Raw genomic sequence first — 24,671 nt, forward strand, 5'->3', positions numbered from 1 at the left:
GGCGGTCAAGAATTGTCAAAAAAACGAAAGCCGACGGCCGAAAGCCGAAAGCCATACTAAACCCCTCTTTAACCAATGAACATAAAAAGCTTAAAATGGTCTGCTTCGCTCCTGATGCTGTTTGCGCTGGGCTTTACGCAATCCGATCAGGACGATAAACCAGTTAATACCAAGAACGGTGGTTTGTTTTTACCGGATGGATTTGAAGCTACTGTTGTTGTCGACAGCTTGCCGGGCCGTGCGCGTCATTTGGCGATCAATGACAATGGTGATATTTACGTCAAAGCGCGGTTTGCAGATAAAGGCGAATCGGTCATAGCATTGCGGGATACGAATAATGATGGCCGTGCGGATATCATCAAGCGTTTTGGCGGTGCTGCCAAGGAACGGGCGTACGGTACCGCAATGCGTATTTACAAAGGATATTTATATTTCAGTTCCGAGCTGGTAGTGTACCGTTACAAACTAACGCCCGGCCAGCTTGTTCCTGAAAGCGCGGAAGAGGTGATCCTGACCGACGACCACCCGCACGGGATGCACGAGCACATTGCGAAGCCATTGACATTCGATAACAATGGTTTCATGTATGTTCCTTTCGGTGCCAATTCCAATGCATGCCAGGAGCAAAACCGTACACCGGGTTCCAAAGGAATGACACCCTGCCCTATCCTCGAAGATCACGGCGGTATCTGGAAGTTTGACGCTAATAAAGTCGGTCAGCATCAGAAAGACGGTATGAAATTTGCCACCGGCCTTCGCAGTGTGGTCGCCCTGGACTGGAATTTTGCGGATAATAATTTATATGCAGTTCAACACGGCCGCGATGATTTGTTACGCCTGTGGCCGCAGCTTTATAATGGCTGGCAAAGCGCTATGCTACCTTCTGAGGAGTTTTTACGGATCAAAGAAGGAACGCACGCGGGCTGGCCTTACTGCTACTGGGACCAGATGCAAAGCAAAAAGGTACTAAACCCGGAATATGGCGGTGACGGCAAAATAGTGGGCGACTGCGATCAGTACGAAAAACCATTGATCGGTTTTCCCGGCCATTGGGCACCCAACGACATTCTTTTTTACCAGGGAAATCAGCTGCCTGACCATTATAAAAACGGTTCATTCATTGCTTTCCACGGCTCTACCAATCGCGCTCCTTACCCGCAGTCGAGTTACTTCATTGGTTTTGTTCCATTCAAAAACGGCCAGCCATCCGGGCCTTATGAAGTTTTTGCGGACGGTTTTGCAGGTATCGACCCGATTGTGAATGTAAGCGACGCAGTATACCGCCCAATGGGTATCGCAATGGGCCCGGACGGTTCTATCTACATTGCTGAAACTGAAAAAGGCAAGATCTGGAAAGTGACTTACAAAGGCAATAAGAAGAAGTTTGCAAAAGCTGCTCTTGCCAAAATGGAGCAAAGAAAATCGCTGACACATATCCGTACCCCTGATTTTGTCAATGATAATCTGGATAAAGACAAACCCGTAGCAGGCGGTAAAGTGTATTCCGTGTATTGCGCGGCTTGCCACCAACGTAACGGTATGGGAGATTCGCAACGTTTTCCTCCGCTGGGCGGCGCCGACTGGGTGACGGGTGATAAGGAGCGACTGATCAAGGTGGTATTGAAAGGATTGGAAGGCCCTATTGATGTCAAAGGCCAGTCGTATAACAATGTAATGCCGCAGCACAGCTTTTTGAAGGACGAAGAAATTTCGGAAGTACTGACCCATATCCGGAGCAATTTCGGGAATACGGCAGGCCCGGTGAGCACAGAAGAAGTTACTAAATTCCGGGCGTCGCTCGATAGTTTGAAATAATGCTTTTCTCCTTCCAACCTGTTTAAGCGGATATTACTCTCCGGCAATTGAGTGTTCCTTTAAGAGGTTGGAGGGAGAATGGCACAAATCCATATCATTTTTCAATACATTGAATGTTAAAAAGTAAACTATTAGCCGCAAGTATGATCATTCTTTCCGGGGCAGGGTTTTCTTCTGTTGGCAAGAATGATTACCATTTGAATAATCAGGACCCGTGGAAGGCGCCGGCTTGGGCCGACACTTTGAAGAGTCCTTATCATGATGAACCACTCACACTCGCCCAGGGCGAAGAGTTGTTTACGTTGTACTGCGCATCCTGTCATGGTGACGGCGGTTATGGAGACGGGGCAGCCGGAGGCGCATTGGGACAAAAACCTGCCAATTTCCACGATACGCTGGTAAAAGCACAGAGCGACGGCTCGCTTTTCTGGAAAATGTCGACCGGAAGAGGTAATATGCCACCTTTTAAGGACGTATTTACCGACGAACAAAGATGGCAGCTCGTGGCTTACATTCGTCATTTGGGCAAAACTGAGTAATCCTGAACTCCTAAACCATACCATGTCACATTTTAGCCGCATTTTGAAATCAGGGATTACTGCTGCGCTTGCCCTGGGCATCTCACTTCAGGTTTCCGCGCAAACGAAAGAAGCCGTAGCCACCACGCCCAAAGCGCTCCGCGACGATATCACGATCGAGTACTACATGAAGGTAGAGCCCGAAGCTGTCCGCATCATTCAACATCCATTGACCGGTGAAATTTACTACACGACATTCTTTGGTGACGTTTTAAAAATTGTGACCGTGGACGGAAAACCGGAAAGCAAGAAGATCCTTTCGGTGGAAGATCATGGTATCCCACGTTTGCAAGGAGCTGCGTTTCATGGCAATACCCTCTTTCTCGCCGGAAATGTCAGTGTGAATAATAACAAAGGAAATAAAGGCCGCATGGTCCGTTATGAGATGAAAAGCGGTGTGGAAAAACCGGAAATGACCGTCGTTTTCAATACCGTCGAATATGGCGCCAATAAAACCACTTTCGATCACGGCTGGAATGCATTGGAGATCAGCCCCGACGGAAAGTACATTTTCGTGAACACCGGTGCCCGAACCGATCACGGCGAGGTGCAGGACAATGGTGGCGAATATCCGAATGCCCGTGATAATGCCCTTACTGCCAACATTTTCCGCTTCCCGATCGACGCAAAAGATTTGTTACTGTCTACCGACGTCCCTAAACTGAAAGCAGATGGCTATTTGTACGCAGAAGGTATCCGCAATGCCTACGATATGGCTTTTGATCCGAAAGGAAATTTGTTTGCAGTTTCCAACTCAGGTGATTATGACCATCCCGAAGATATGTTTTGGGTGAGACAAGGCCATCATTATGGTTTTCCCTGGATTATGGGCGGCATTGAAAACCCGCAGCAGTTCCCGGATTTCCAGCCAGATCCTGAAAAAGATCCTTTTTTAAGCAAATTTGCATTTGCATGGCTGATGAAGTATTTTCACAATGATCCGGATTTTCCGAAAAGGCCAGCAGGCGTCACATTCACCCCGTCCGTTCAGAACCTGGGCCCGGATGCTAACGAATACCGCGACAGAAAAACCGGTGTGGTGATGGATGGTGACACGACCGGCGTGACAGTGGGAACATTCAATGCACATTCATCGCCCCTCGCTCTGTTTTTTGACACTAATAAGGCATTGGGCAAAGACCTCGCCGGAGATGGATTTGTGATCCGGTACACAGGAGGGCCAAGAAACGGGGTTGTTAATCCGAATCCGCTGAGAAGACAGGGCAAAGACCTGCTGCACCTGGACATGATCTACGACAAGGCAACCGATAATTATAAAGTCAAAACAACCCGGATCATTGAGGGCTTTACGGCCCCTACCGATGCATTATTGGTAGGTAGTACCCTATATATCATTGAATACGGCGGTAAGCAAGGCGGTAACAAAGCGGGTGGCGGCATCTGGAAAGTTAACCTGCCTGCCAACGAAAAGATGACTAAGAAGAGCAAGAAAAAAAGATCATAATGTACATATTTCAATAACTTAATTATACCAACATGAAATCCGAAAGAAGATCGATTCTTAAAAAATTATTCGCCTCAGCAGCAGGTGTAGTAGGCCTTGGAGCAGCTTCCAAAGCAGTAGCAGAAATAGCTCCCGCAGCGGCTCCCGTAAAAGAAGTGGGTGACGTGGTAATGTACCAGGATGTGCCTTTGTTTTCTGGCCATACCAAATTCAACAATATGGTGTTCGTAGCCGGAAAAGGCGCCCACTTTGAAGGTGACATTACTGCCCATACCAAACACGTACTGGACGAACTTGAAAAAGAGTTGATCAAAGCGGGTTCATCGATGGAAAAAGTATTGAAATGCAGCGTGTTCCTGCACGACCTGAACGATTACAAAGCAATGAACGAAGCATACAAAGGCCGCTTCGGAAGCAAGCCACCATGCCGCACCACTGTAGCAGTCTACGGCGGCGTACCAGGCGACTCGCTGGTGGAGATTGACTGTATTGCTTATATCTAGTATCGCCTTGTCATGCTGAGCGGACCGGGCCGCCGGGCGGTCGAAGCATAGTGCACTATGCTTCGACTGCGCTCCAAGACAAACTGCTAGCCTGCAAATCACAAACTAATATTCCGGTATAATGCAATTTTTCAGCATTAAATTCTTCCAAATAAAATAAAGTCATACTAATATTTTATTTGTAATGATTTAACAGTTACTTTGTTATCTGACCTGACCGCCCTTGAACAAGAGACAACGCATAGCTGAGGAGAATACAATTCTTTTAAATCTCTGGCAACAAGCACAGGCCGGAGATAGTCTCGCGTTTTGCCAACTCGCCGACAAGCAATATCGTACTCTTTTCAACTACGCCTGCAACTTTACTACCGACAAAGAGTTCATTAAAGATTCCATTCAGGAGCTGCTGATCCATATCTGGGAAAAGCGTCAGAACATCAATATTCAATTTGTTACCATTTACTTTCTGAAAGCGCTGCGTAACCAGCTTCTTCAGGAATTCCGCCGCAACAATGCTTCCCATTCTCTGCTCGACATTGACGAAATAGGCCAGCTTTCGGACTACCAGACGATTGAAACCGAAATTGAGCAAAATGAACTGTACAGCGAAAATCAGGTGAAGGTCCGCGCCGCATTGAACGAGCTGCCACGTCGCCAAAAGGAAGCGGTTTTCCTTAAATATTTTGAAGGAATGGACAATGAACAGATCGCGGACCTGATGCAGGTAAACCGCCAGTCTGTCGCTAACCTGCTCTTTAAAGCGATAACTTCCCTCAAAACCCAGATGCACACCGTCAGTCATCTGCTGGTACTGATCATTCCTCTTTTTTGGTAGAGTTTTTTTGCAAGTCCGTCCATTCCAACGGACAAACTGCTATCGCTTCACAAATGTCCGGCTATTCTCGCTTCCGTCTTGCAGGCGAATGCGTAAAATATATCTTCCTACAGGTAAGTCCTGAATACTGATGCGATCTGTTGGTGAATCAGATTCAAATACGAGTTTTCCGGCCAGATTATAGATGCTGACGTTTCTTACCTTGCTGTCACTTAGAAGTAATTGCAGTTGCTTGCCAGTTTCAACCGGGTTCGGATACAAAACAATGTCCGGACAATCAAATCTCAGGGTCTGAATGCGGCTGTAAGCAAAGGTATCGTCGGTATCTACCATTTTCAGACGATAATAAATCACATTGGACACGGGATTTTGATCGATATAGGAATAATCTATCTTTTCCGAACTCCGTTTTTTTGCAGGGATACTGCCTATTTTTTCCCAATCCTTCCCGGTGTAGCTTTTTTCAATCTCAAAATGGTCGCTATTGATTTCGCTAGCGGTGCTCCATGTAAGCAACGCTCCGACGGTCGGTGCGGCGGTTGTCGGCGTTCCGATTTTCTCTTCGGCCGGTGCCCCGGCAGCCCTTACATTGAACTCGTATAAAACCACTGGGAGCGCCGGACCCGGATCTGTTTCAGCAAACAATGCTGCAAATTCCGGAAACATGCCGCTGGTTTCCAATGTTGCCCTTGAAATGAAGACCCCATTCTGCGTCGTTGCGTATAGAATGACTGGAAGAGTACCCTGGTAGTGAGCAAATACAGCCGAAGAATCCGGTAATGGGGTAGTTAACAGAAAATCCCCCTCCCAGATATCAGTGATATCAATATCCGGGTCGACCACCAGATTTGGGTTAGGATTTTCAGGAACTACTGAGACGTTGCCGCAATCAGAAACCAAAAAGGTCACCGTATGACTTGACTCTAAATCTCTGCGATTTGGGTAAGTGCGGACACAAATTACCTGGTATGAACCCGGATCCTCGGCCTGAAAAGTAATTTGGTCTCCTGTGGTAGTAAATGTTTGTTGAGTTGGCAGCACGGTCCAGTTGTGTATGTACTGACCATTGGACGGTGTTACAAGAGACACGGTAATGTTTGCAGTGTTGTCTTCCGTAGTCCGTTTTTCGCTGAATGGGTAGCAGGTGTTGTAGGTGGAAATGGTTGGCGTTGGCGGGATTGGAAGTGATGGGCAAGCTGGGATGAATGTTAGTAGGTTTTCGGAAAGGCCAATGTTGGCCCAGTCAATGGCACGAGTTCTTACATGAACAGTATTATCATTGTCTCCATAAATAGCGGCAAATGGCGTTTGTGCCGCATTGACTGCTGCTACATTCAGCAACTCACGTTCAGCCTGCGTCGTTCTTGGCCCCTGATAGTCGATGGAACTAAAAGTAGGGACAAAACAAAACTCAAAGAACGTTCTACCATCTCCGAATAATTTGTTTGGCACAGAAAAAGAAGACCTTCCACCAGGAAGAAAATCGTCATTCAAAGGACTGCTGTAACTTCTACTGATGCCAATTGCCTTTGAAATTAAGCCCCAAGTTGCAAACCGCAGCACATTAGTGTTTTGGTTGAGTTGGTTGGTATGCACGTCGATATTTGTATTCTGTAAGGCCCATGGTGTCCAACTTCGTAATATGCGGCTCCCATAATTGTAATCGTCGAATAACTCGCGATCAGCTGCATTCCTGCTACCATTTATTACTGCAATGTTACGGCAGTTTTGAGGATAGCCCCCATTTCCCAAGGCCAGCAACTGGGTACGGAAAGTATCAAAATCAGGGCTTTTGTTACCCACTCCTCCGGTCAAATGTCCACCCCAATGTAGCATCATCTGTTTTGCCGCAGGAGTACCCATGGCTTGATAATAATTCCGCCACCCTTTGGCAAGGAACTTTAAAATAACCTGGGTCAGCAGGCTAGGGGTTGCTTCCCGCAAAAGTTGTGTGAGTCCTACCGGTATATTTGCGCCTTGGTGAGGGGTATCATAACATAACATTAATCGAACATTATGAACTTGTCCGTTGTTCTCCATTTCTCTGAGTGCCCACCTGGCAACAAGCCCGCTCATGCTTTCACCGATAACAATGGATTGTGTCGCTCCCTGCTTAATTGCGTTTATTTGCTGTATAACTGATTTTAAAACCTGCGCATTATCCTGTATGGCGGCGCGGCCATCATTGTAATTCAGAAGTACCAAATCGTAACCCTCAGTAAGATACTGAGTAAAGGGGCCTCTATAATTGGCTTCAATTTTGTCCAACGTTACATCCTGCCCTATATCAAAACCCTCAGCAACAATGATCACTTTATCCAATATTTGATCACACCCAAGAATAATCCTTATTTCTCCGCCTACGAGCATAGCTCGATTGGATTTATCCGGATTCAATGTGTCTTTTGATATCCGGTTTGCCGTTATCTGAAACTCTTTATAAGGTTTAATTCGTTCAAGTTGCCGTACGTTGACTTTGGTTTCAAAAAGATAGATTGCGCTATCAGTTTTTAATCGGATGCGGATAGAATGTTCTCCAATGGATTCAAAGTGATAGGGTATGAGCTGTTCTGAAACCGTGTAGTTTTTAAATCCTTTGCCGTCATTGAAATCGATTTCAACGTCCTGGATTATGTCCTCATGGTTTGCAATATATAACTCAGGACTGATCCTGAATGAGACATCTGCCTGATAAATGTCTTCCTGCAATGCTGCCGCATAAAGGATGCGAGTCTTTTCATAGGCTGAAAAGTCGGCAGTTTTTCCTGTCTTTTTCAACGCTTCATTATCAGCAACCTGCTTACCGGTCAAGTATATACTTTCCAAATCCATGATGCCGATGGGGACAATATTACTTTTCGTAAGCTTTGCCGGATCTGTTTCAACAAACCGATCCAAATTCGGTATACGGTCGTTTACCGGTCTGAGATCGGTATCCATCAATCTTTCATAAAGATTTACCCATTCTTCCGACGAAACCGGTTCGTATTTTGGTATGCTACTCTGTGAGAGGTTTTTAAAATAATTGACCTCATTTTGACTGGTTACTCCTGCGTTCAGGAACAGGGTTTTACCGAGGCCGGACAAGTCAAGCCCGTTTAGCTTTTCTTGCCTTTGTTGTTCGTAATCCTGTGCAGATACTATGGAAAAAGAACAAAGGAGAAGTAGGAGAAAACTACATAGTTTTCCCGTTTCGCAAGCGAAGAAATGTTTCACTATAGTGTATGTGTAAAAGTTAAAAAATTTATTATTTTGGGATCAATTGAAAATCATATTTGGTCTTTTCTCCTATTGAGGCTATACAGCAATTATTAGTTGCTGCATCATTTTTACGGACATGATTACCCTTATAGTTATTCTGATATTTTGGATTTATATCAATACCGAATGGAATTACTATGTCAACTGAATTAAATTTCTTTGGTACATCTATCACCAGCTCATATTTGCCCTCCTTACTCGAATAAACTTGCCTTAGATCCTCATATTTGAGAAACTCGAGACCACTTGCCAATACTAAAATGCTATCCACAGGCTGCTCGTTTTGATCAGTAATCGTCCCGTAAACCGTGGTTGTCCGGTCTTGTTTAAGGAAGCAGCTGGTAAGAAAAAAAGCCAAACCGAAAAGGAGTGCTGCCGAATGCAGCAATCTGGTTTGCCTCTGTAAATATGGCATTCTTGATTTGTGTTTCATTAAGAGATTTATAGTTTGGATGAAGGAAAAATATAGAGCCTACCGGTTCTTTTTGAACAAGATAAAAATAATTATTTCAAGTAATTTCATAAATTATCAAATAGCAATGATTGGTATCCCAACGGTAATTTGAGGCAGTTCCAACATCTATTTCCTGCATTCGTTACCATGTAATTTGATATCGAAATTTGTTTATTACATGCAAATCTTGGAAGCATATTTGCATACCCGATGATTATTTACGGATAAGTTTAAAATCGTACCGGGTTCTCAATCCTATTGAAACACCACCATCAGAACTACCTTTTTTCGTTTGATTTCGAATAGATTCATAAGATTCATACAACTTCCAAAGTTTCATATCATTCATATTGACACCAACTCTCGCATTCCACCATTCTTTAGAAACATCAACTTCTATCTCATAGAAGCCTTGCTTGTTCGAATAGGCCTGACCAATTCGTCCCGAGGCCGACAGTCCCTTGCCGCCGTACATTCCAACCGGAATGCTATCCAAAGGCTGTCCATCGTCATCTGTAATTAATCCATAAACAACGGTCTCCCTGTTCAACAAAGGTCCGCAGCCCATTATTGAGACCACAAACACTATTGTCAATACCAATTTTATCAACCTCATAATTCCGTTTTTTTTTATTCTTGACCAACACTAAAACTTACTTCTTCAAAAGAAAGAAATACTTCGAGGCTTGGCCAATCAGATGAACGATCGGCAAAGCAATGATTAGGCGGTAAAAGTCCCAGGCAGTTTATTTCCCCCCGCTACAAATAAATAATACTGTAAATGCAACAGAGCCGCTATCTTGCGTCACTTTATTACATACCAAACCCCCTTCTTGATGGACAAAGCTGTGAGCAGAACTTTATGGATCGACTATTTGCGATCTTTTATCACCGTTCTCGTAATTGCCCATCATTCGTCCCTCGCGTACACCACTTTCGCGAGTTTTAATAAAACGGCCTACATTACTTCCACGAACCCCATTGTAGACAGCCAGCGGTGGGTGGGCCTCGATATTTTTGAAAATTTCAATGACGTATTCTTCATGTCGTTGATGTTCTTCATCGCCGGGCTTTTCCTCTTTAAAAGCATTCAGAAAAAAGGTGCGCTGGCTTTCAGCAGAGACAGGGTTTACAGACTTTTGATTCCATTTCTGCTCGGCGGAACATTGCTGAACCTGCTGGCTTACTTCCCCGCTTACAAAGTTGCCCACGACAGTAATGATATAGCAGCTTATGTCAAAGACTTTTTCTTCGTCGAACAATGGCCTGTTGGTCCGCCATGGTTTATCTGGGTATTGTTTGTCTTCAATATTGTCTTTGCACTGATCTATTCGCTGCGAAAAAAGTGGCAAAGCAGCGAATTGCTTTTCAATGTAGACTGGGGCAAAAAGCCTTTGGGATTCATACTAGGCTGGTTTTTGTTCACCTTCATTCTGTATGTGCCTTTTGCATTCTGGCTGGGAGTCAGTAACTGGACAGGTTTCGGGCCATTTGATTTTCAGCTGAACAGGGCTCTGATGTATTTTGGATATTTCATCCTGGGTACTGCCATCGGTAACACATCATTCAATGATAGCATTTTCAATCCCACGTCGTCTTTGGTCAGAAACTGGAAATGGTGGGTATTCCTTAGTGCATTGACTTATACCATTCTGACTATTTTCCCTGCCACTTTAACCAAAATGGTAAAGCAAAATCAACTCTCAGAATTGGTCGCATACCTGATCTATTTCTCGATTTACGTTGCCTCCTGTACATTGAGCTGTATTGCATTCATTACCATGTTCCGCGCCACGGTGAGTACTCCCAAAAAATGGTGGAATTCTCTTTCCGATAATGCATACCTGATTTACCTGGTGCATTATGTATTTATAGTCTGGTCTCAATATCTGTTACTTGAAGCTCCCTTCCCGGCATTTGTCAAGTTTCTGATCACGTTTGTCGTGTCCGTTTCAGCGAGCTGGGCAGTGAGTATTTTGATCAGGAAGAATGCATTTTTAAGAAGATATTTGTAAATGAAAGGCTTTCAATTACGATTTTTTATCAAAATTAATTGACTTCAAACACCTGCTGAATGTAGCGGCCGTGGTACCCAGGTAAGTGGCGATATAATGATCGGGAATACGCCTGAAAAGCGACGAGGGCTGATTGACATAATAGGTAATACGCTCTTCCACAGACAGATACTTGAACACTTTGACCCGATCCGTGAAATTGATGAGATGCTGTTCCAGTAGCTTGACTGCCAAAGTAGCCATATAAGAATCCTGTTCTACCAGTTTACGATAGGCGTCGTAAGAGATCGCATAAACAATGGTATCTTCCAATGTTTCCAGAACTTCATTGGACAATGTCTGCAATAGAAAGCTCTCCGCAATACAAACAATGTCGCCGTCCGAAACAAGCAGCGAAGTAATGTCCTCCGATCCTCTGGCGTAGTAGGTACGCATTACACCCTTTTCAATGAAGTACAGGAAAGGGCTCACCTGACCGATGTTAACCAAAACCCGGCCTTTCGGAATCACAAACCTTTTCAGGTTCTGCTGAAACCGCTCCTTTACTTCATCCGACAACATAAACTTCGAAGCCTCCAACAGTCTCTGCAAAGGCTTAATCTCCTCGGTAACCTTCATTGGATTTCCCAAAACTTGTTCTGCGACAACTTAAAATACTGACGAGCGACAAATTGCACGCATGCCGTATCACAAGTTATAAATTAATGGTGTATAAGTTATTTCCGAAAAATAATTTTCAAAAAAAGAGTATTGACCTAATGTTTCCGCATCCTTATTAAAATTAGCCATACTATTATTTGCCTGATATGCTGAATTACCGCAATTTTCTTCCGGAGGAGCTAGCAGCCGATCCATCATTCAGACGCTGGGTGCTCTATAACGACCCTGCCGAGGAAACTGTGTGGGCGGAATGGCTTGAACTTAACCCCGACAAGCAGGAACTCGTGACCAGGGCGCAAAATTTTCTGGCCTCGACCGAAACCGCGTTTGACCAGATCACCGACGAAGAAGTTGCCAACGAAATATACCGCCTGTCTCACGCCATAGGCGAAAAAACTGCTAAGAAATCATCGATATGGCTGCATTTCAGGCCTAACTGGTACCATATGGCCGCCTCCGTGCTGATACTGATGTTTGCAGCATGGTTGTTCAACAAACAAACGGCGACGCAGCAGCAGTCGGACCAATACAAAGTGATCCTTAGCCAGATCACAGAACCTTTGGTGGAAGAAAACAATACTTCTGACAAGGCACGCCTGGTTTTGCTGGAAGACGGCAGCTCGATCCTGTTGCAACCCAAAAGCCGCATTACTTACCCCAGAAAATTTGCAGGCAACAAACGTGAAGTATTCCTGAACGGGGAAGCGTTTTTTGAAGTTGCCAAAAACCCGGACAAACCATTCTATGTATACGCACATACACTCGCGACCAAAGTACTCGGTACCAGCTTCAAGGTGAGCGCATTTGACGATGACCGTGAGGTGAAAGTGGTGGTGAAGACCGGAAAAGTTTCTGTATTCCCAATGACCAAGGAAGCATTGGCCACACAACACGCGGATGATAAACTGGGCGGAATGGTACTGACCCCGAACCAGCAGATCGTTTTCGCTCCCAAGGAGTTGCGACTTACGCGCAGCCTGGTACCTGACCCGAAGCTGCTGGAACTACCGATCCAGCGCCAGTCCTTTGAATTCAAAGGAACGCCTATTACCGAAGTATTTGCGGCGCTTGAAAAATCCTATGGTGTGAAAATTGTTTTCGATGCCGAGGTCATGCAAAATTGCTATCTGACGGCCTCGCTTTCGGACGAACCGTTGTTTGAAAAAATCAATCTGATCTGTAAGACGATTGGCGCACAGTACGAGCAGCTCGATGCCAGTATCATTATTAACAGCAAAGGTTGCTAAACGATAATTCCTTCTTCTCTAATACTTTAAGAAAAAATTCAAAGGACGCCTATGAATAGAATCTATTACTAATTGCCTAAAAAAAGTCGATGATGCTGCAACACCACCGACCTCCAATTTTAATCCCCCGCTTGTTCACGCTTAACGGCACCCATAGAGGCTGCCGTGGGAATCATTTATGCCGAATTTTAACCCGACAAAAATCAAAATTATGTCAAAAAGAGTACAATTTCACCATGCTTTACAGAAAATCATGCGCATTACGCTGTATCAAGCCCTACTCTCCATCGCAGTCAGCACATTTGTGCATGCAAATGACGTGCGCGGGCAAAGAGTTTTAGAACAAAAAGTGACGTTGCGTTTGTCCAATTCCGAAATTGACAAGGCATTGGAGAAGATTGAAAATACTACGAAGGTTAAGTTTATGTACAACCCTCAGATTTTCAATAAACAAAAATCGACTTATAAATTCCAGGAAGAAGCGCTGTCGGAAGTACTTAACAAAATCCTTACACCACATAAGGTCACTTATGAAGTGGTGCAGGACCGCATTATCCTGAAACGTGAGCAGGCACCGGTTGTAGAAGAGGTTCCCGCCATCAAAATTGCCCCTAAACGTAACGTAACCGGTAAGGTAACGGACGAAACAGGCTCAGGTTTGCCGGGTGTGAGTATTTTGATAAAAGGTACCCAGCGCGGTACTTCTTCTGACACCGATGGAAAATATGCGCTGGATATTGCTGATGCGGAAGTCGCATCCACAGTACTCGTATTCAGCTTTGTAGGTTATACATCTCAGGAAATCACTGTGGGCACTCAAACTACCCTCGACGTGCAGCTCGCGCCGGAAGCAAAGGCATTGAACGAGATCGTTGTTACGGCCTTGGGTATTTCCAAAGAAAAGAAAGCACTTGCTTATGCAGTGACGGAAGTAAAAGGAAGCGAGTTTACACAAGCACGTGAAAACAACGTAGCCAATGCATTGACAGGTAAAATAGCAGGGGTCAACGCAACCGGTATGTCAACCGGCCCGGGCGGTTCCAGCCGCATCATTATCCGCGGTAACGGCTCTTTGAGCGGTAACAACCAGCCTTTGTACGTGATCAATGGTATGCCGATGGACAACAGTGTTCCGGGTGGCGGTAATGCATCGGATGGTAATGGTAACAACACCGACCGTGGTGACGGTATCGGTGGTATCAACCCGGACGACATTGAATCGATCAGTGTTTTGAAAGGTGGCCCGGCAGCGGCCCTTTATGGCGCCCGCGCATCCAATGGTGTTATTTTGATCACCACCAAAAAAGGACGTGCTCAAAAAGGCATCGGCGTAGAGTACAATGGTAATTTCAGTGTCGATAACCTTTCCATCATTCCTGACTGGCAATACGAATACGGACAGGGAGTGGACGGTGTAAAACCTACCACCCAAACCCAGGCAAAAAGCTCGGGCCGCTTGTCATACGGAGCGAAAATGGACGGTACCGACGTAATCCAGTTCGACGGCCAGATGCGCCCCTATTCCCCGCAGAAGAACAATCTCAAAAATTTCTACCGTACCGGAAAGAACTACATCAATTCCATCTCATTCACAGGTGGTAACGAGGTTATTAACTTTCGTTTTGGCCTGAACAATACCAGTGCAACCAGCATTGTGCCCAATTCTACATTCAACAGAAGAATTGCCAATCTTAACCTGAACGCACAACTGGGCAAAAAACTGAGCATTGAAACTGTTGTTCAATACAACATTGAAAATGGTCACAACCGTCCAAAAGTAGGTTATGCTGACTACAACCCGCACTGGGCTACTTACCTGATCGCTAATACAGTTGACATCAGAAGCCTTTCACCTGGTTACGATGCAACTACTGGCAAAGAAGTAGAATGGAACCCGGTACCTGCTGCGCCAAACCCATATTTTGTAATCAATAAATTCAAAAACGAAGACCGTAAGAACCGTTTTTTGGGACAGGCCAATGTCAAGTATGACATTTTGGACAACTTCTTCATCAAAGGAAGTGTGAGCCAGGATTACTACAACTTCAATTACGAATTCGTGGTACCTACCAACAATGCTTACGAGCCTTTGGGAAAATACGAAGCTAAGAAAATCACTTCTTCGGAAACCAACGGAATGTTGACGCTGAATTACAGCAAGGATTTCTCCGACGATTTCAATTTCTCGGCGCTGGCGGGTGGTAACATGCAGAGAAGCATTTACGACCAGACCGAATTCAGAGGTGCCGAGTTTACCATTCCGGGTTTTTACAGCTTTACCAATCTCGCGACGGCAACGACTATACCTACCTATACAAAGAGCGGTATCAACTCATTGTTCGGTTCTGTTGATTTGGGTTACAAAGGATTTGCTTATATCACCATGTCAGGCCGCCAGGACTGGTTCTCGGTTCTGAACACGGCTAGCAACAGCATTTTCTACCCTGCAATCGGAGGCTCGCTGATCCTTTCAGAGGCGTTCAAGTTGCCTTCCGCAGTAAGCTTCGCGAAACTGCGCGGATCATGGGCACAAGTGGGTGGCGCGAACGTAGCTGCTTACCAGATCTACCAAAGTTACAGCATGGCGCAGGGTGGCCACAATGGTCGTCCGGTGCAACAACTGGGCTCAGCATTGGTACCTAACCCAAACCTGAGACCATTGACTTCCACTACTTACGAGGTAGGTCTTGAAGCTAAATTCCTGCATAACCGTGCTGGTCTTGACGTGACGTTATACAACCGTAAAACAACCAATGATATCGTTCAGAGTAACATTGCAGCTTCTTCGGGTTACACATCTGCCTTGCTGAACCTGGGTGAGCTGAGTAACAAAGGGGTTGAGATTTTGCTGACCGGAACACCAATCAAAGCGTCTGATTTCACATGGGATGTGAGCTATAACATGGCTTATAACAAAAGTGAGATCATTAAGCTGGACGACAAGCTTCCAAGCCTTACCATTGGAACCGGTGTAGGTGGCGGTATCATCAACAACTACGTGGGCGGTACATATGGCGAAGTTTGGGGTTATAACAAGAAGAAAGACGCCAATGGCAATACGGTTTTCAACACAGCCAGCGGCTATGCGGTAAGAGGTGACCTATCCAAACTGGGCAATGGTATCCCGCCTTGGACAATGGGTATCACCAATAACTTCAAATACAAAAACTTCTCTCTGAACATTCTGGTGGATGGCAAGTTCGGAAGCGTAGTGTATTCCAACATGTACCAGTACGCCTATCGTTTCGGCTTACCGAAAGAAACGCTTCCAGGTCGTGAAACAGGTGTAACTGTGACTGGTGTAACGCCTGAGGGAGCTCCTTTTACCAAAACCTGGGAGAAAAAAGACGTAGATACCTACTATGACAATGACAAAAACTACACAGGTATTTTCGTATTCAACAATGATTTCATCAAGCTTCGTCAAGTGATCATCAGCTACAATTTGCCTGTTGCGAAAATGTCGATACTCGGTGGCAAGATACAATCTGCTTCGCTTTCGCTCGTGGGACGTAACCTTTTGTTGCTCTACAAAGACAAGAGAAACAATTACTTCGATCCTGAGTCCAGCTATACCAACGGTAACGCACAGGGCCTGGAAGCATTCGGTGTACCACGTACCAGAAACATCGGTGTGAACCTGCAAGTGAAATTTTAATCATTAAAATATTTAGTGAAGATGAAAAAATACTTAAAGCTACTATATCTGGCCCCGATGGCCTTCTTCATAGCCTCCTGCGACAATGGGTTCGAGGAAATGAATGTTAATCCCAATGCGTCCACCGAGGTAGTTCCTGGCTTCCTTTTCACCAGGGCGCAGCTGACAACGGTGGCCAACAACTACACTGGCGCTGCATATCTTACGATTGGTCAATCCATGCAGCACTTTGCTACCTACAAAGAGGTACCCGCTGCTGGTGACAAGTATTTCAATTATGGCTACTCCAACGGAAGCTGGGCATTGTATGGCGGTGACCCTGCGTCTGCAGGTGCCGTGATCGACGTTGAACAAGTAATCGGCGCGGTTAAAACTGCTCCTGAAAATGTCAACAAACTGTCAGTAGCACGTATATGGAGAGCATATCTGTATCACAGATTGACGGATTTGTATGGTGATATTCCTTACTCAGAAGCAGGAAAAGCGCTTACTGACAAGAATTTTACCCCGAAGTACGATACGCAGCAATCAATCTACGCAGACCTGCTGAAAGAGATCGAAGAGTCGATCGCAGCATTCGATGCGAGCAAAGCCACTTTCGGCAACTCTGACCTGATTTATGGGGGAGATGTGACAAAATGGAAGAAATTTGGCTATTCAATGATGCTGCGCCTGGGTATGCGTCTGACCGAAATCGATCCTGCTATGGCTGAAACCTGGGTTAAAAAGGCAATCGCCGGCGGCGTGATTACCAGCGACTCAGACATGGCTACCATTGCTTATGTAGACGGATCTATCACGGCCAGCCGTAATTTTATCGCAAGCGGTCTGATGAGCACTGACTATGTTAACCCAGGTGGTGACAACGTAGAAGGTGGAAAATTAGCCAAAACGCTGATCGATCATTTGAAAAATACCAAAGATCCGCGTTTGAATGTGATCTCAATCGTATGGGTACCTTCGGCTGACGGAAAAAGCTTCACTGCTGATACGACTACCGCATTGCAGAAAGGAATGCAAAATGCAGCATTCAACAGCTTACCAGGTGACTTTAATACCTTCTCGGAGCCTAACCCAGCCACCATCCTGAAATACAACGCGCCATTACTGGTATTCACAACAGCCGAAGCACATCTTCTGTTAGCAGAAGCAGCGTTGAGAGGCTGGTACAGCGGTACCACTGCCGAAGCTGAATACACTGCTGCGGTAACTTCTGCGATGAAGCAATGGACATTATTCGGCAACGCAGGTATCATTTCCGATGCTAAAATTGCAGCATACCTCAAAGACAATGCATTTAAAACTGCCGGAACACTGGCTGAAAAAATGGAACAGATCGGAACACAGAAATGGCTTAGCCTGTTCCTGGAAGACGAATACGAGATCTTCTCTAACTGGAGACGTACCGGATATCCTAAGTTGACACCCACTAACTATCCTGGTAACCTGACCGGCGGCAAGATCCCTACCCGTTTTGTGATCCCTGATTCGGAAGAAAACTATAACAAAGCGAACTTCTACGAGGCCCGTACCCGGCAGGGTGGAACCAATACGCTTTCCAGCGTAGTGTGGTGGGATAAGTAAGGGCAACCTTTGTATCGCTTTTGTTTAAATTGAATTGATCAGATACGGATTGCCCAAACAAGCAATCCGTATCGTTTTTTTGAAAAAGAAGAAAAAAATAAAGACCGGAGTGAGGTGATTTCATTCTAATTTCTGTCTTATCATAAATGCTGATACCAATCAGCAAATTGTCTTGCCCGAATACCTCAGAACCTAATCCCATATCATGATCAGAAAATTATTATTTACAGCCGCACTTTTCTGTAGTGTTACCCTTGCCAATGCTCAGAAATACAGTGTCGTCATCAAAGGCGGACACGTTATTGACCCCAAAAACAATATCAACCAGATCATGGATGTTGCCCTGAAAGGCGACACGATCATGCTGGTGGCCAAAAACATTGATCCCAAGGAAGGCCGACAGGTCGTGAATGCCAAAGGCTTATTCGTAACGCCCGGCCTGATCGATATGCATTCGCACAACTTCTACGGAACAAAAATGGACCGGACTTACAGCAATGGCCCCAATGCATTACCCCCTGATGGCTTCACGTTCCGTACCGGCGTTACTACTGTGGTAGACGCGGGTTGTGCTGGCTGGAAGTCATTTCCTGATTTCAAAAAACAAACCATTGATATTTCCAAAACACGGGTACTCGCTTTCCTCAACATTGTGGGTGAAGGCATGCGCGGCGGCACATTTGAACAAAATGTGGAAGATATGGACGCCGCAGCCACAGCGAAAGTAGCGAAGGAAAACCCTGAATATATAGTAGGAATTAAACTCGCTCACTTCAATGGGTACAACTGGACGCCAACCGAGCGTGCGGTAGAAGCCGGCAAACTGGCCAACATCCCGGTCATGGTCGATTTCGGCGGAAGCTCGCCGGTGTTACCGATCGAAGAACTTTTCATGAAACATTTACGCCCGGGCGACATTTTCACACATTGCTTTGGCCAGCTCAACAGCCGCGAACCGATCCTGGACGTGGCAACTGGTAAGATCAAACCGTTCGTTTACGAGGCACGCAAAAAAGGCATCCTGTTCGACGTCGGTTACGGCGGGATCAGCTTCGCATTTTCGCAGGCCATTCCAGCCGTGAAAAGTGGTTTTTACCCCAGTACGATCAGTACCGATATTCACACAGGCAGCATGAACAATGCGATGAAAGATATGCTCAATGTTATGTCCAAATTCCTGGCGATGGGCATGGACCTGCCTAGTGTGATAAAGGCCAGCACCTGGGCTCCTGCACAAGCGATTCACCGCGAAGAGCTTGGTAACCTGTCTGTTGGATCACGTGCCGACGTCAGCGTTCTGCGAGTTTTGGACGGAAAATTTCAATTGAATGATACCGGAACATTTGGATTTTGGGATTACACCGGAACCAAAATTCAGGGGAAACAAAAACTGGAAGCAGAAGTGACCATCCGTGGCGGAAAGGTGGTGTATGACCTGAATGGCATTACCAATCCGCTCGTACTGTCGAGAAGATAGTCGGACCCATTGCCTATCTAATATTCCATAAAAATCCATGATAATCAATACATTTTTGCCTTATATAAAAGCCGCTAAATTTATCCTGAGTTTATGAGAGTACCGTTTCTTGGCCTGATAGCCTTAGCCGCCCTAGGCCTGGGCGCTCCGAATACCGCGAGATCACAGACAATACCCAAAGAAGAATTGATGTTCCTAACCTCCGAATGGAAAGGTGAACGCTTCCCGGACGGTCGTCCAAAGGTGTCGGACGAGCTTATCAATCGCGCTAAAAATATCTCCATCGAAGAAGCATGGGTAGTGCTTCAAAATGAAGGCTACAATTGCCAGTTCGACGGGAATTGGAAAATCCTGAAAGACGACATTGTAATCACCGGACGCGCGTTAACCGCTCAGTTTATGCCTTCCCGCCCCGATGTGGAAAAACTGGTAAAGGACCGTGGAAACAAAAATGGAAGACTCGGTAATACCAATTCCTGGCCGATTGATATGCTTTCCAAAGGTGATGTTTACGTGGCCGACGGTTTTGGAAAAATCGCCAGCGGAACATTGATCGGAGATAATTTGGCAACATCTATTTTCACTAAATCAGGCAATGGCGTGGTGTTCGATGCGGCTGTCCGCGATCTGGAAGGTCTTTCTAAAATTCCTGGTTTCAATGCTTTTGTAAGAGATTTTGACCCGTCGTTCCTGAAAGATGTTTTCCTGACCGGGATCAACACGCCTATCCGCATTGGCCGCGCCATTGTGTTGCCGGGTGATATTGTTTTGGCTAAAAAAGAAGGGGTGATTTTCATTCCTGCCCACATGGCCGAAAAAGTGATCCTGACCGCCGAGTTCCTCACATTAAGGGACAAATTCGCTTTGCAAATGCTCAGAGAAGGTAAATTCACGCCCGGCCAGATCGATAACCAATGGACGGACCAGCTAAAAGAAGCATTCCTGAAATGGCTGGACGGCAATCCGAAGGAAATACCAATGAAGCGCGCCGAGCTTGACGAATACATGAAAAAAAGAACCTGGTAATTATATGAACATTTACAAGCTCCTCTCTGGTGTTGCCGCATTATGCCTTCTGGTAGCGTTATATTTTGCATTATCGGGCAACCTTCCACAGGCCGGTCCATTCTTTATCGGTTTCTTTCTGGCACTCGCCGTCAGTTTCAGGGGTTATGAAAAGCTGAAAGGTTTTACTTATACCACCGTCATTTTCGCCGCAGTAACCACGGCACTTTACTATCCGCAACATTTCCAGACCGTAGGCGACTTTAAACTGGCCATATTGATCACCCCGCTGATCCAGATCATTATGTTTGGAATGGGTACTTCGATGAGTTTCGGGGATTTTGTGGGTGTTGTCAAAATGCCAAAAGGTGTGCTGATCGGTGTCGTAAGTCATTTTATCATTATGCCAACCATTGGTTATACATTGGCCAATCTCAGCGGCTTTCCTCCTGAAATAGCAGCGGGAATTATTCTGATCGGCTGCTCGCCAAACGGTATGGCCTCCAATGTGATCTCCTACCTGGCCAAAGCAAACCTTGCCTTGTCCATTACGATCACAGCCATTTCTACCATGCTGGCCCCGATAGTTACGCCATTGCTGATGAGCGCACTAGCAGGTGCTTTTGTACAAATTGACACATTGCATATGATGTGGGACATTATCAAAATGGTGATCATCCCGATCGGCGCAGGATTGTTGTTCAACAAATTTTTCAGCGGCAAAGCCAAATGGCTTGATGACGCTATGCCGCTTGTTTCTATGGCTGGCATTGCATTTATCATCGTCATCATCACTGCTGCCGGCCGCGATAGTTTGCTTACAATTGGGCCAACATTACTGCTGTTAGTGCTGATCCACAACTTGTCGGGCTACACGTTGGGTTACTGGTCGGGGAGATTATTCAAAATGAGCGAGCGCGATTGCCGGACCATTGCCATTGAAGTCGGAATGCAAAATGGCGGATTAGCTTCCGGTATCGCCAAAGAAATGGGTAAAATGGCCACCGTAGGACTCGCTCCCGCGATCTTCGGACCGCTTATGAACATTACAGGATCGATACTGGCCTCCTGGTGGCAGGGCAAGCCTACCGGCGATGAGGAGACTTATGTGGAGACCGGGCGTGCGCATTAGAAAGACTTGGTAAGTCTACAAGACTTGCCAAGTCTCGTTTTCAATCCTCTTCCAGTAAAAGTTGCATGAAGACAAGGTCTAGCCATTGGTCGAATTTGTAGCCTACTTCTTTGAGGTAGCCTTTTTCTACAAAGCCATATTTTTTGTGAAATTCGATGCTTCCGCGGTTGGCGGCGTCGATTCCGGCGATCATGGTGTGCAGGCCAGATTCCCGCGCGCGCTGGATAAGGCTGCCCAGCAATTTTCCTCCTACACCCATTCCCCGTGATTTTTCATCGAGATAAATGGAGTGTTCTACACTGAACTTGTACCCGATTTTTGGCCGGAAAATATTATACGAACCGTATCCGATCACCTCCCCTTCCAGTTCCGCCACGATCACTGGCATACCGTCGTAAAACATTTGTTCGAACCATGCCTTTTGCTGCTCCATCGTTCGAGGCTCATAATCGTAAATAGCGGTAGTATTGAGTATAGCGTGGTTAATAATTTCTAACAGGGAAGGCAAATCCTTGGGAGCTGCACTTCTGATAATAAGATCCATCAAAGTAAATCAGGTCGTTGTCAGGTTGAAATATTGGGCTTAAAGTTACCCGATAATTTTAAAAAATTGAGTGCCAGACTGACCATCAACGCAACGAATCGAATGATTTTTTTTGAAAATCCCGATTTTAGAATAGCTTTGTCCTGACTTTAGGGGTGTCCCGACATGCGGACTGAGATAATACCCTTTGAACCTGATGCAGTTAGTACTGCCGAAGGGAAAAGTAAGAGATACTACTATTGTATCTCAATGAATCTTTCCTGAAAGGTCCATTCCTGAAGTTTTATTACAAAACACAATTCGGAATGGAAATCATCATTAACGGTCAATCCAAAGAAATTCCTGAACAGTCTTCTGTTCAGCACCTTTTGTCTTCCCTTTTTCCCGGCCCGCCGGTCAAAGGGATAGCGGTCGCTATTAACCAGTCTGTCGTTCCCGGATCAGAGTGGGCTACCCGTTTGCTTCATTCCAATGATCAGGTCATGCTGATCAAAGCCACCCAGGGCGGCTGATCCTGTCTATTCCAATCTTCAAATTATTCATCCTGATTTTTTATGAAAACTGAAAAAACACCTGAGGCCGGAGCGATCACGCGCACGCCTTTTCCCAATTCAAGAAAAATATATGTAAAAGGTGAGATCCATGACATTTCCGTGGCGATGCGTGAAATTTCACTAACCGACACCCGGCACCACGGGCGGCTTGGCGCAGCTGAGAAAAACGCTCCCGTTACAGTGTACGACACCAGCGGCCCATTCACTGATCCGAACATTGACATTGATGTAAAAAAAGGACTACCTGCGTTGAGGGCCGAATGGATCCGAAACCGACAGGATGTGGAAGAATTACCAGGTATTTCGTCGGCATACGGAAAGCAGCGCCTGTCTGATACCAGTCTCGACCATTTGCGCTTTGCTCACATTAGCAAGCCGCTTCGTGCATTGCCGGGCCAAAATGTATCGCAATTGCATTATGCGAAAAAAGGCATCATTACAGCCGAAATGGAGTACATCGCGATCCGTGAAAACCAGCGCATTGACCAGCAAATGGCCGAATTGAATGGAAAGGCGGGAACTCTAGGCCACCAGCACGCAGGACATAGCTTTGGCGCCAACACGCCGAAAGGCCACATTACCCCGGAATTTGTAAGGCAGGAAATAGCAGCAGGCCGGGCCGTACTACCCAATAACATTAACCACCCCGAAAGCGAGCCCATGATCATCGGGAGAAATTTTCTGGTGAAAATCAATGCTAACATCGGCAATTCGGCTGTTTCGTCTTCCATTGAAGAGGAAGTTGAAAAAGCAGTGTGGGCATGTCGCTGGGGTGCGGATACCATTATGGATCTTTCGACGGGTAAAAATATCCATGAAACCCGTGAATGGATCATCAGAAATTCGCCTGTTCCCATTGGTACCGTGCCTATTTATCAGGCATTGGAAAAAGTAAATGGCAAAGCAGAAGATCTCACCTGGGAGCTTTTCCGTGATACATTGATCGAGCAGGCTGAGCAGGGCGTGGATTACTTCACGATCCACGCCGGGGTATTGCTACGGTACATTCCGCTTACTGCCAAGCGCATTACTGGAATTGTGTCGCGTGGTGGTTCCATTATGGCTAAATGGTGCCTGGCCCATCACAAGGAAAACTTCCTTTACACGCATTTTGAAGACATTTGCGAGATTATGAAGGCTTATGATGTAGCGTTTTCGCTCGGCGACGGCTTGCGTCCCGGCAGTATCGCCGATGCCAATGATGCCGCCCAATTTGCGGAGCTGGAAACATTGGGAGAGCTGACCAAAATCGCCTGGAAACATGACATTCAGACCATTATTGAAGGTCCCGGCCACGTACCGATGCACCTGATCAAAGAGAATATGGAAAAGCAGCTGGAACATTGCCAGGAAGCGCCGTTTTACACATTGGGACCATTAACGACGGACATTGCACCTGGTTATGACCACATTACCTCGGCAATTGGCGCGGCAATGATCGGCTGGTTTGGTACTGCGATGCTGTGTTATGTAACGCCGAAGGAGCATTTGGGGCTACCAAACAAAAAAGACGTAAAAGACGGCGTGATCACCTATAAGATTGCCGCCCACGCAGCCGACCTGGCCAAAGGACATCCGGGAGCCCAGTACCGTGACAATGCATTGAGCAAAGCGAGGTTCGAATTCCGGTGGGAAGACCAGTTCAATCTTTCGCTTGATCCTGACACTGCCAAAGAATTCCATGATGAGACGTTACCGGCCGAAGGAGCTAAAATTGCGCATTTCTGCTCTATGTGCGGCCCGAATTTCTGTTCGATGAAAATCACACAGGACGTACGGGAGTATGCGGAATCCAATGGTTTCGGTGAAGAAGAAGCCATTTCAGAAGGTATGCTGGCGAAATCAAGGGAGTTTACGAGCAAGGGCAGCGAAATTTATTTATAA

The 24,671-nt window shown here is 45.9% G+C and carries 19 protein-coding genes and 1 riboswitch; of the genes, 14 read left to right on the top strand and 5 right to left on the bottom strand.

All coding sequences use genetic code 11. The annotated features are described in order from the left end of the window. The first annotated feature begins 75 nt into the window (after window positions 1-75). The 5 genes from ON006_RS16410 (at window position 76) to ON006_RS16430 (ending at window position 5,196) form a co-directional block, all read left to right on the top strand. Complete coding sequence (locus tag ON006_RS16410) at window positions 76-1,815, top strand: PQQ-dependent sugar dehydrogenase (protein ID WP_244822837.1); 1,740 nt, start codon at window positions 76-78, stop codon at window positions 1,813-1,815. Window positions 1,816-1,958: 143 nt separating this feature from the next. Then, window positions 1,959-2,354 carry a c-type cytochrome gene (locus ON006_RS16415; RefSeq protein WP_244822836.1) on the top strand — a complete coding sequence of 132 codons (396 nt, stop codon included), beginning with the start codon at window positions 1,959-1,961 and terminating at the stop codon, window positions 2,352-2,354. Window positions 2,355-2,376: 22 nt separating this feature from the next. Next, on the top strand, window positions 2,377-3,858 hold the full coding sequence (locus ON006_RS16420) for a PQQ-dependent sugar dehydrogenase (RefSeq protein ID WP_244822835.1): 1,482 nt from the start codon (window positions 2,377-2,379) through the stop codon (window positions 3,856-3,858). Between the two features lie 32 nt (window positions 3,859-3,890). Continuing rightward, window positions 3,891-4,361 (top strand): RidA family protein, encoded by a 471-nt coding sequence (locus ON006_RS16425; RefSeq protein WP_244822834.1) that lies wholly within the window; start codon window positions 3,891-3,893, stop codon window positions 4,359-4,361. Window positions 4,362-4,584: 223 nt separating this feature from the next. Further along, window positions 4,585-5,196, top strand: a complete 612-nt coding sequence (locus tag ON006_RS16430) for an RNA polymerase sigma factor (protein WP_244822833.1) — start codon at window positions 4,585-4,587, stop codon at window positions 5,194-5,196. 39 nt (window positions 5,197-5,235) lie between these two features. Here ON006_RS16430 and ON006_RS16435 read toward each other — a convergent pair whose 3' ends face one another. The 3 genes from ON006_RS16435 to ON006_RS16445 form a co-directional block, all read right to left on the bottom strand. Next, window positions 5,236-8,283: a T9SS type A sorting domain-containing protein gene (locus ON006_RS16435; RefSeq protein ID WP_244822832.1), complete on the bottom strand. Its 3,048-nt coding sequence runs from the start codon at window positions 8,281-8,283 to the stop codon at window positions 5,236-5,238. 160 nt (window positions 8,284-8,443) lie between these two features. Then, window positions 8,444-8,890 carry a hypothetical protein gene (locus tag ON006_RS16440; protein WP_244822831.1) on the bottom strand — a complete coding sequence of 149 codons (447 nt, stop codon included), beginning with the start codon at window positions 8,888-8,890 and terminating at the stop codon, window positions 8,444-8,446. Between the two features lie 235 nt (window positions 8,891-9,125). Further along, on the bottom strand, window positions 9,126-9,527 hold the full coding sequence (locus ON006_RS16445; RefSeq protein ID WP_244822830.1) for a hypothetical protein: 402 nt from the start codon (window positions 9,525-9,527) through the stop codon (window positions 9,126-9,128). Window positions 9,528-9,759: 232 nt separating this feature from the next. On the opposite strand from ON006_RS16445, the gene ON006_RS16450 reads away from it, so the two are divergent. Beyond that, entirely contained in the window at window positions 9,760-10,926 is a 1,167-nt protein-coding gene (locus tag ON006_RS16450; RefSeq protein ID WP_267609881.1) for an acyltransferase family protein, read from the top strand. A 15-nt stretch (window positions 10,927-10,941) separates the two neighbouring features. Here the strand turns inward: ON006_RS16450 and ON006_RS16455 are convergent, their stop codons facing one another. Further along, entirely contained in the window at window positions 10,942-11,544 is a 603-nt protein-coding gene (locus tag ON006_RS16455) for a Crp/Fnr family transcriptional regulator (protein ID WP_244822828.1), read from the bottom strand. A gap of 188 nt (window positions 11,545-11,732) precedes the next feature. On the opposite strand from ON006_RS16455, the gene ON006_RS16460 reads away from it, so the two are divergent. The 6 genes from ON006_RS16460 to ON006_RS16485 all read left to right on the top strand — a co-directional run bounded on the left by ON006_RS16460 (window position 11,733) and on the right by ON006_RS16485 (window position 21,689). Beyond that, the gene (locus tag ON006_RS16460) at window positions 11,733-12,833 is read left to right on the top strand and encodes a FecR family protein (protein ID WP_244822827.1); all 1,101 of its coding nucleotides are present in this window, start codon (window positions 11,733-11,735) and stop codon (window positions 12,831-12,833) included. 211 nt (window positions 12,834-13,044) lie between these two features. Continuing rightward, window positions 13,045-16,491 (top strand): SusC/RagA family TonB-linked outer membrane protein, encoded by a 3,447-nt coding sequence (locus ON006_RS16465; RefSeq protein ID WP_244822826.1) that lies wholly within the window; start codon window positions 13,045-13,047, stop codon window positions 16,489-16,491. A 21-nt stretch (window positions 16,492-16,512) separates the two neighbouring features. Continuing rightward, window positions 16,513-18,075, top strand: coding sequence for a SusD/RagB family nutrient-binding outer membrane lipoprotein (locus ON006_RS16470; RefSeq protein ID WP_244822825.1), 1,563 nt, complete (start codon window positions 16,513-16,515; stop codon window positions 18,073-18,075). Window positions 18,076-18,280: 205 nt separating this feature from the next. Further along, a complete protein-coding gene (locus ON006_RS16475) occupies window positions 18,281-19,552 on the top strand; it encodes an amidohydrolase/deacetylase family metallohydrolase (protein ID WP_244822824.1) in 1,272 nt (423 codons plus the stop codon). A 93-nt stretch (window positions 19,553-19,645) separates the two neighbouring features. Next, complete coding sequence (locus ON006_RS16480; RefSeq protein WP_244822823.1) at window positions 19,646-20,578, top strand: RraA family protein; 933 nt, start codon at window positions 19,646-19,648, stop codon at window positions 20,576-20,578. 4 nt (window positions 20,579-20,582) lie between these two features. Continuing rightward, window positions 20,583-21,689, top strand: a complete 1,107-nt coding sequence (locus ON006_RS16485) for a bile acid:sodium symporter family protein (protein WP_244822822.1) — start codon at window positions 20,583-20,585, stop codon at window positions 21,687-21,689. A 40-nt stretch (window positions 21,690-21,729) separates the two neighbouring features. Here ON006_RS16485 and ON006_RS16490 read toward each other — a convergent pair whose 3' ends face one another. After that, window positions 21,730-22,233: a GNAT family N-acetyltransferase gene (locus tag ON006_RS16490; RefSeq protein ID WP_244822821.1), complete on the bottom strand. Its 504-nt coding sequence runs from the start codon at window positions 22,231-22,233 to the stop codon at window positions 21,730-21,732. A 141-nt stretch (window positions 22,234-22,374) separates the two neighbouring features. After that, window positions 22,375-22,470, top strand: a riboswitch (TPP riboswitch). Window positions 22,471-22,538: 68 nt separating this feature from the next. Here ON006_RS16490 and thiS point away from each other — a divergent pair. Both thiS and thiC read left to right on the top strand, forming a co-directional pair. After that, complete coding sequence (thiS, locus tag ON006_RS16495; protein WP_244822820.1) at window positions 22,539-22,745, top strand: sulfur carrier protein ThiS; 207 nt, start codon at window positions 22,539-22,541, stop codon at window positions 22,743-22,745. 42 nt (window positions 22,746-22,787) lie between these two features. Next, window positions 22,788-24,671, top strand: a complete 1,884-nt coding sequence (gene thiC / locus ON006_RS16500; RefSeq protein ID WP_244822819.1) for a phosphomethylpyrimidine synthase ThiC — start codon at window positions 22,788-22,790, stop codon at window positions 24,669-24,671.

The sequence above is a fragment of the Dyadobacter pollutisoli genome (assembly GCF_026625565.1).
GTDB lineage: Bacteria > Bacteroidota > Bacteroidia > Cytophagales > Spirosomataceae > Dyadobacter > Dyadobacter pollutisoli.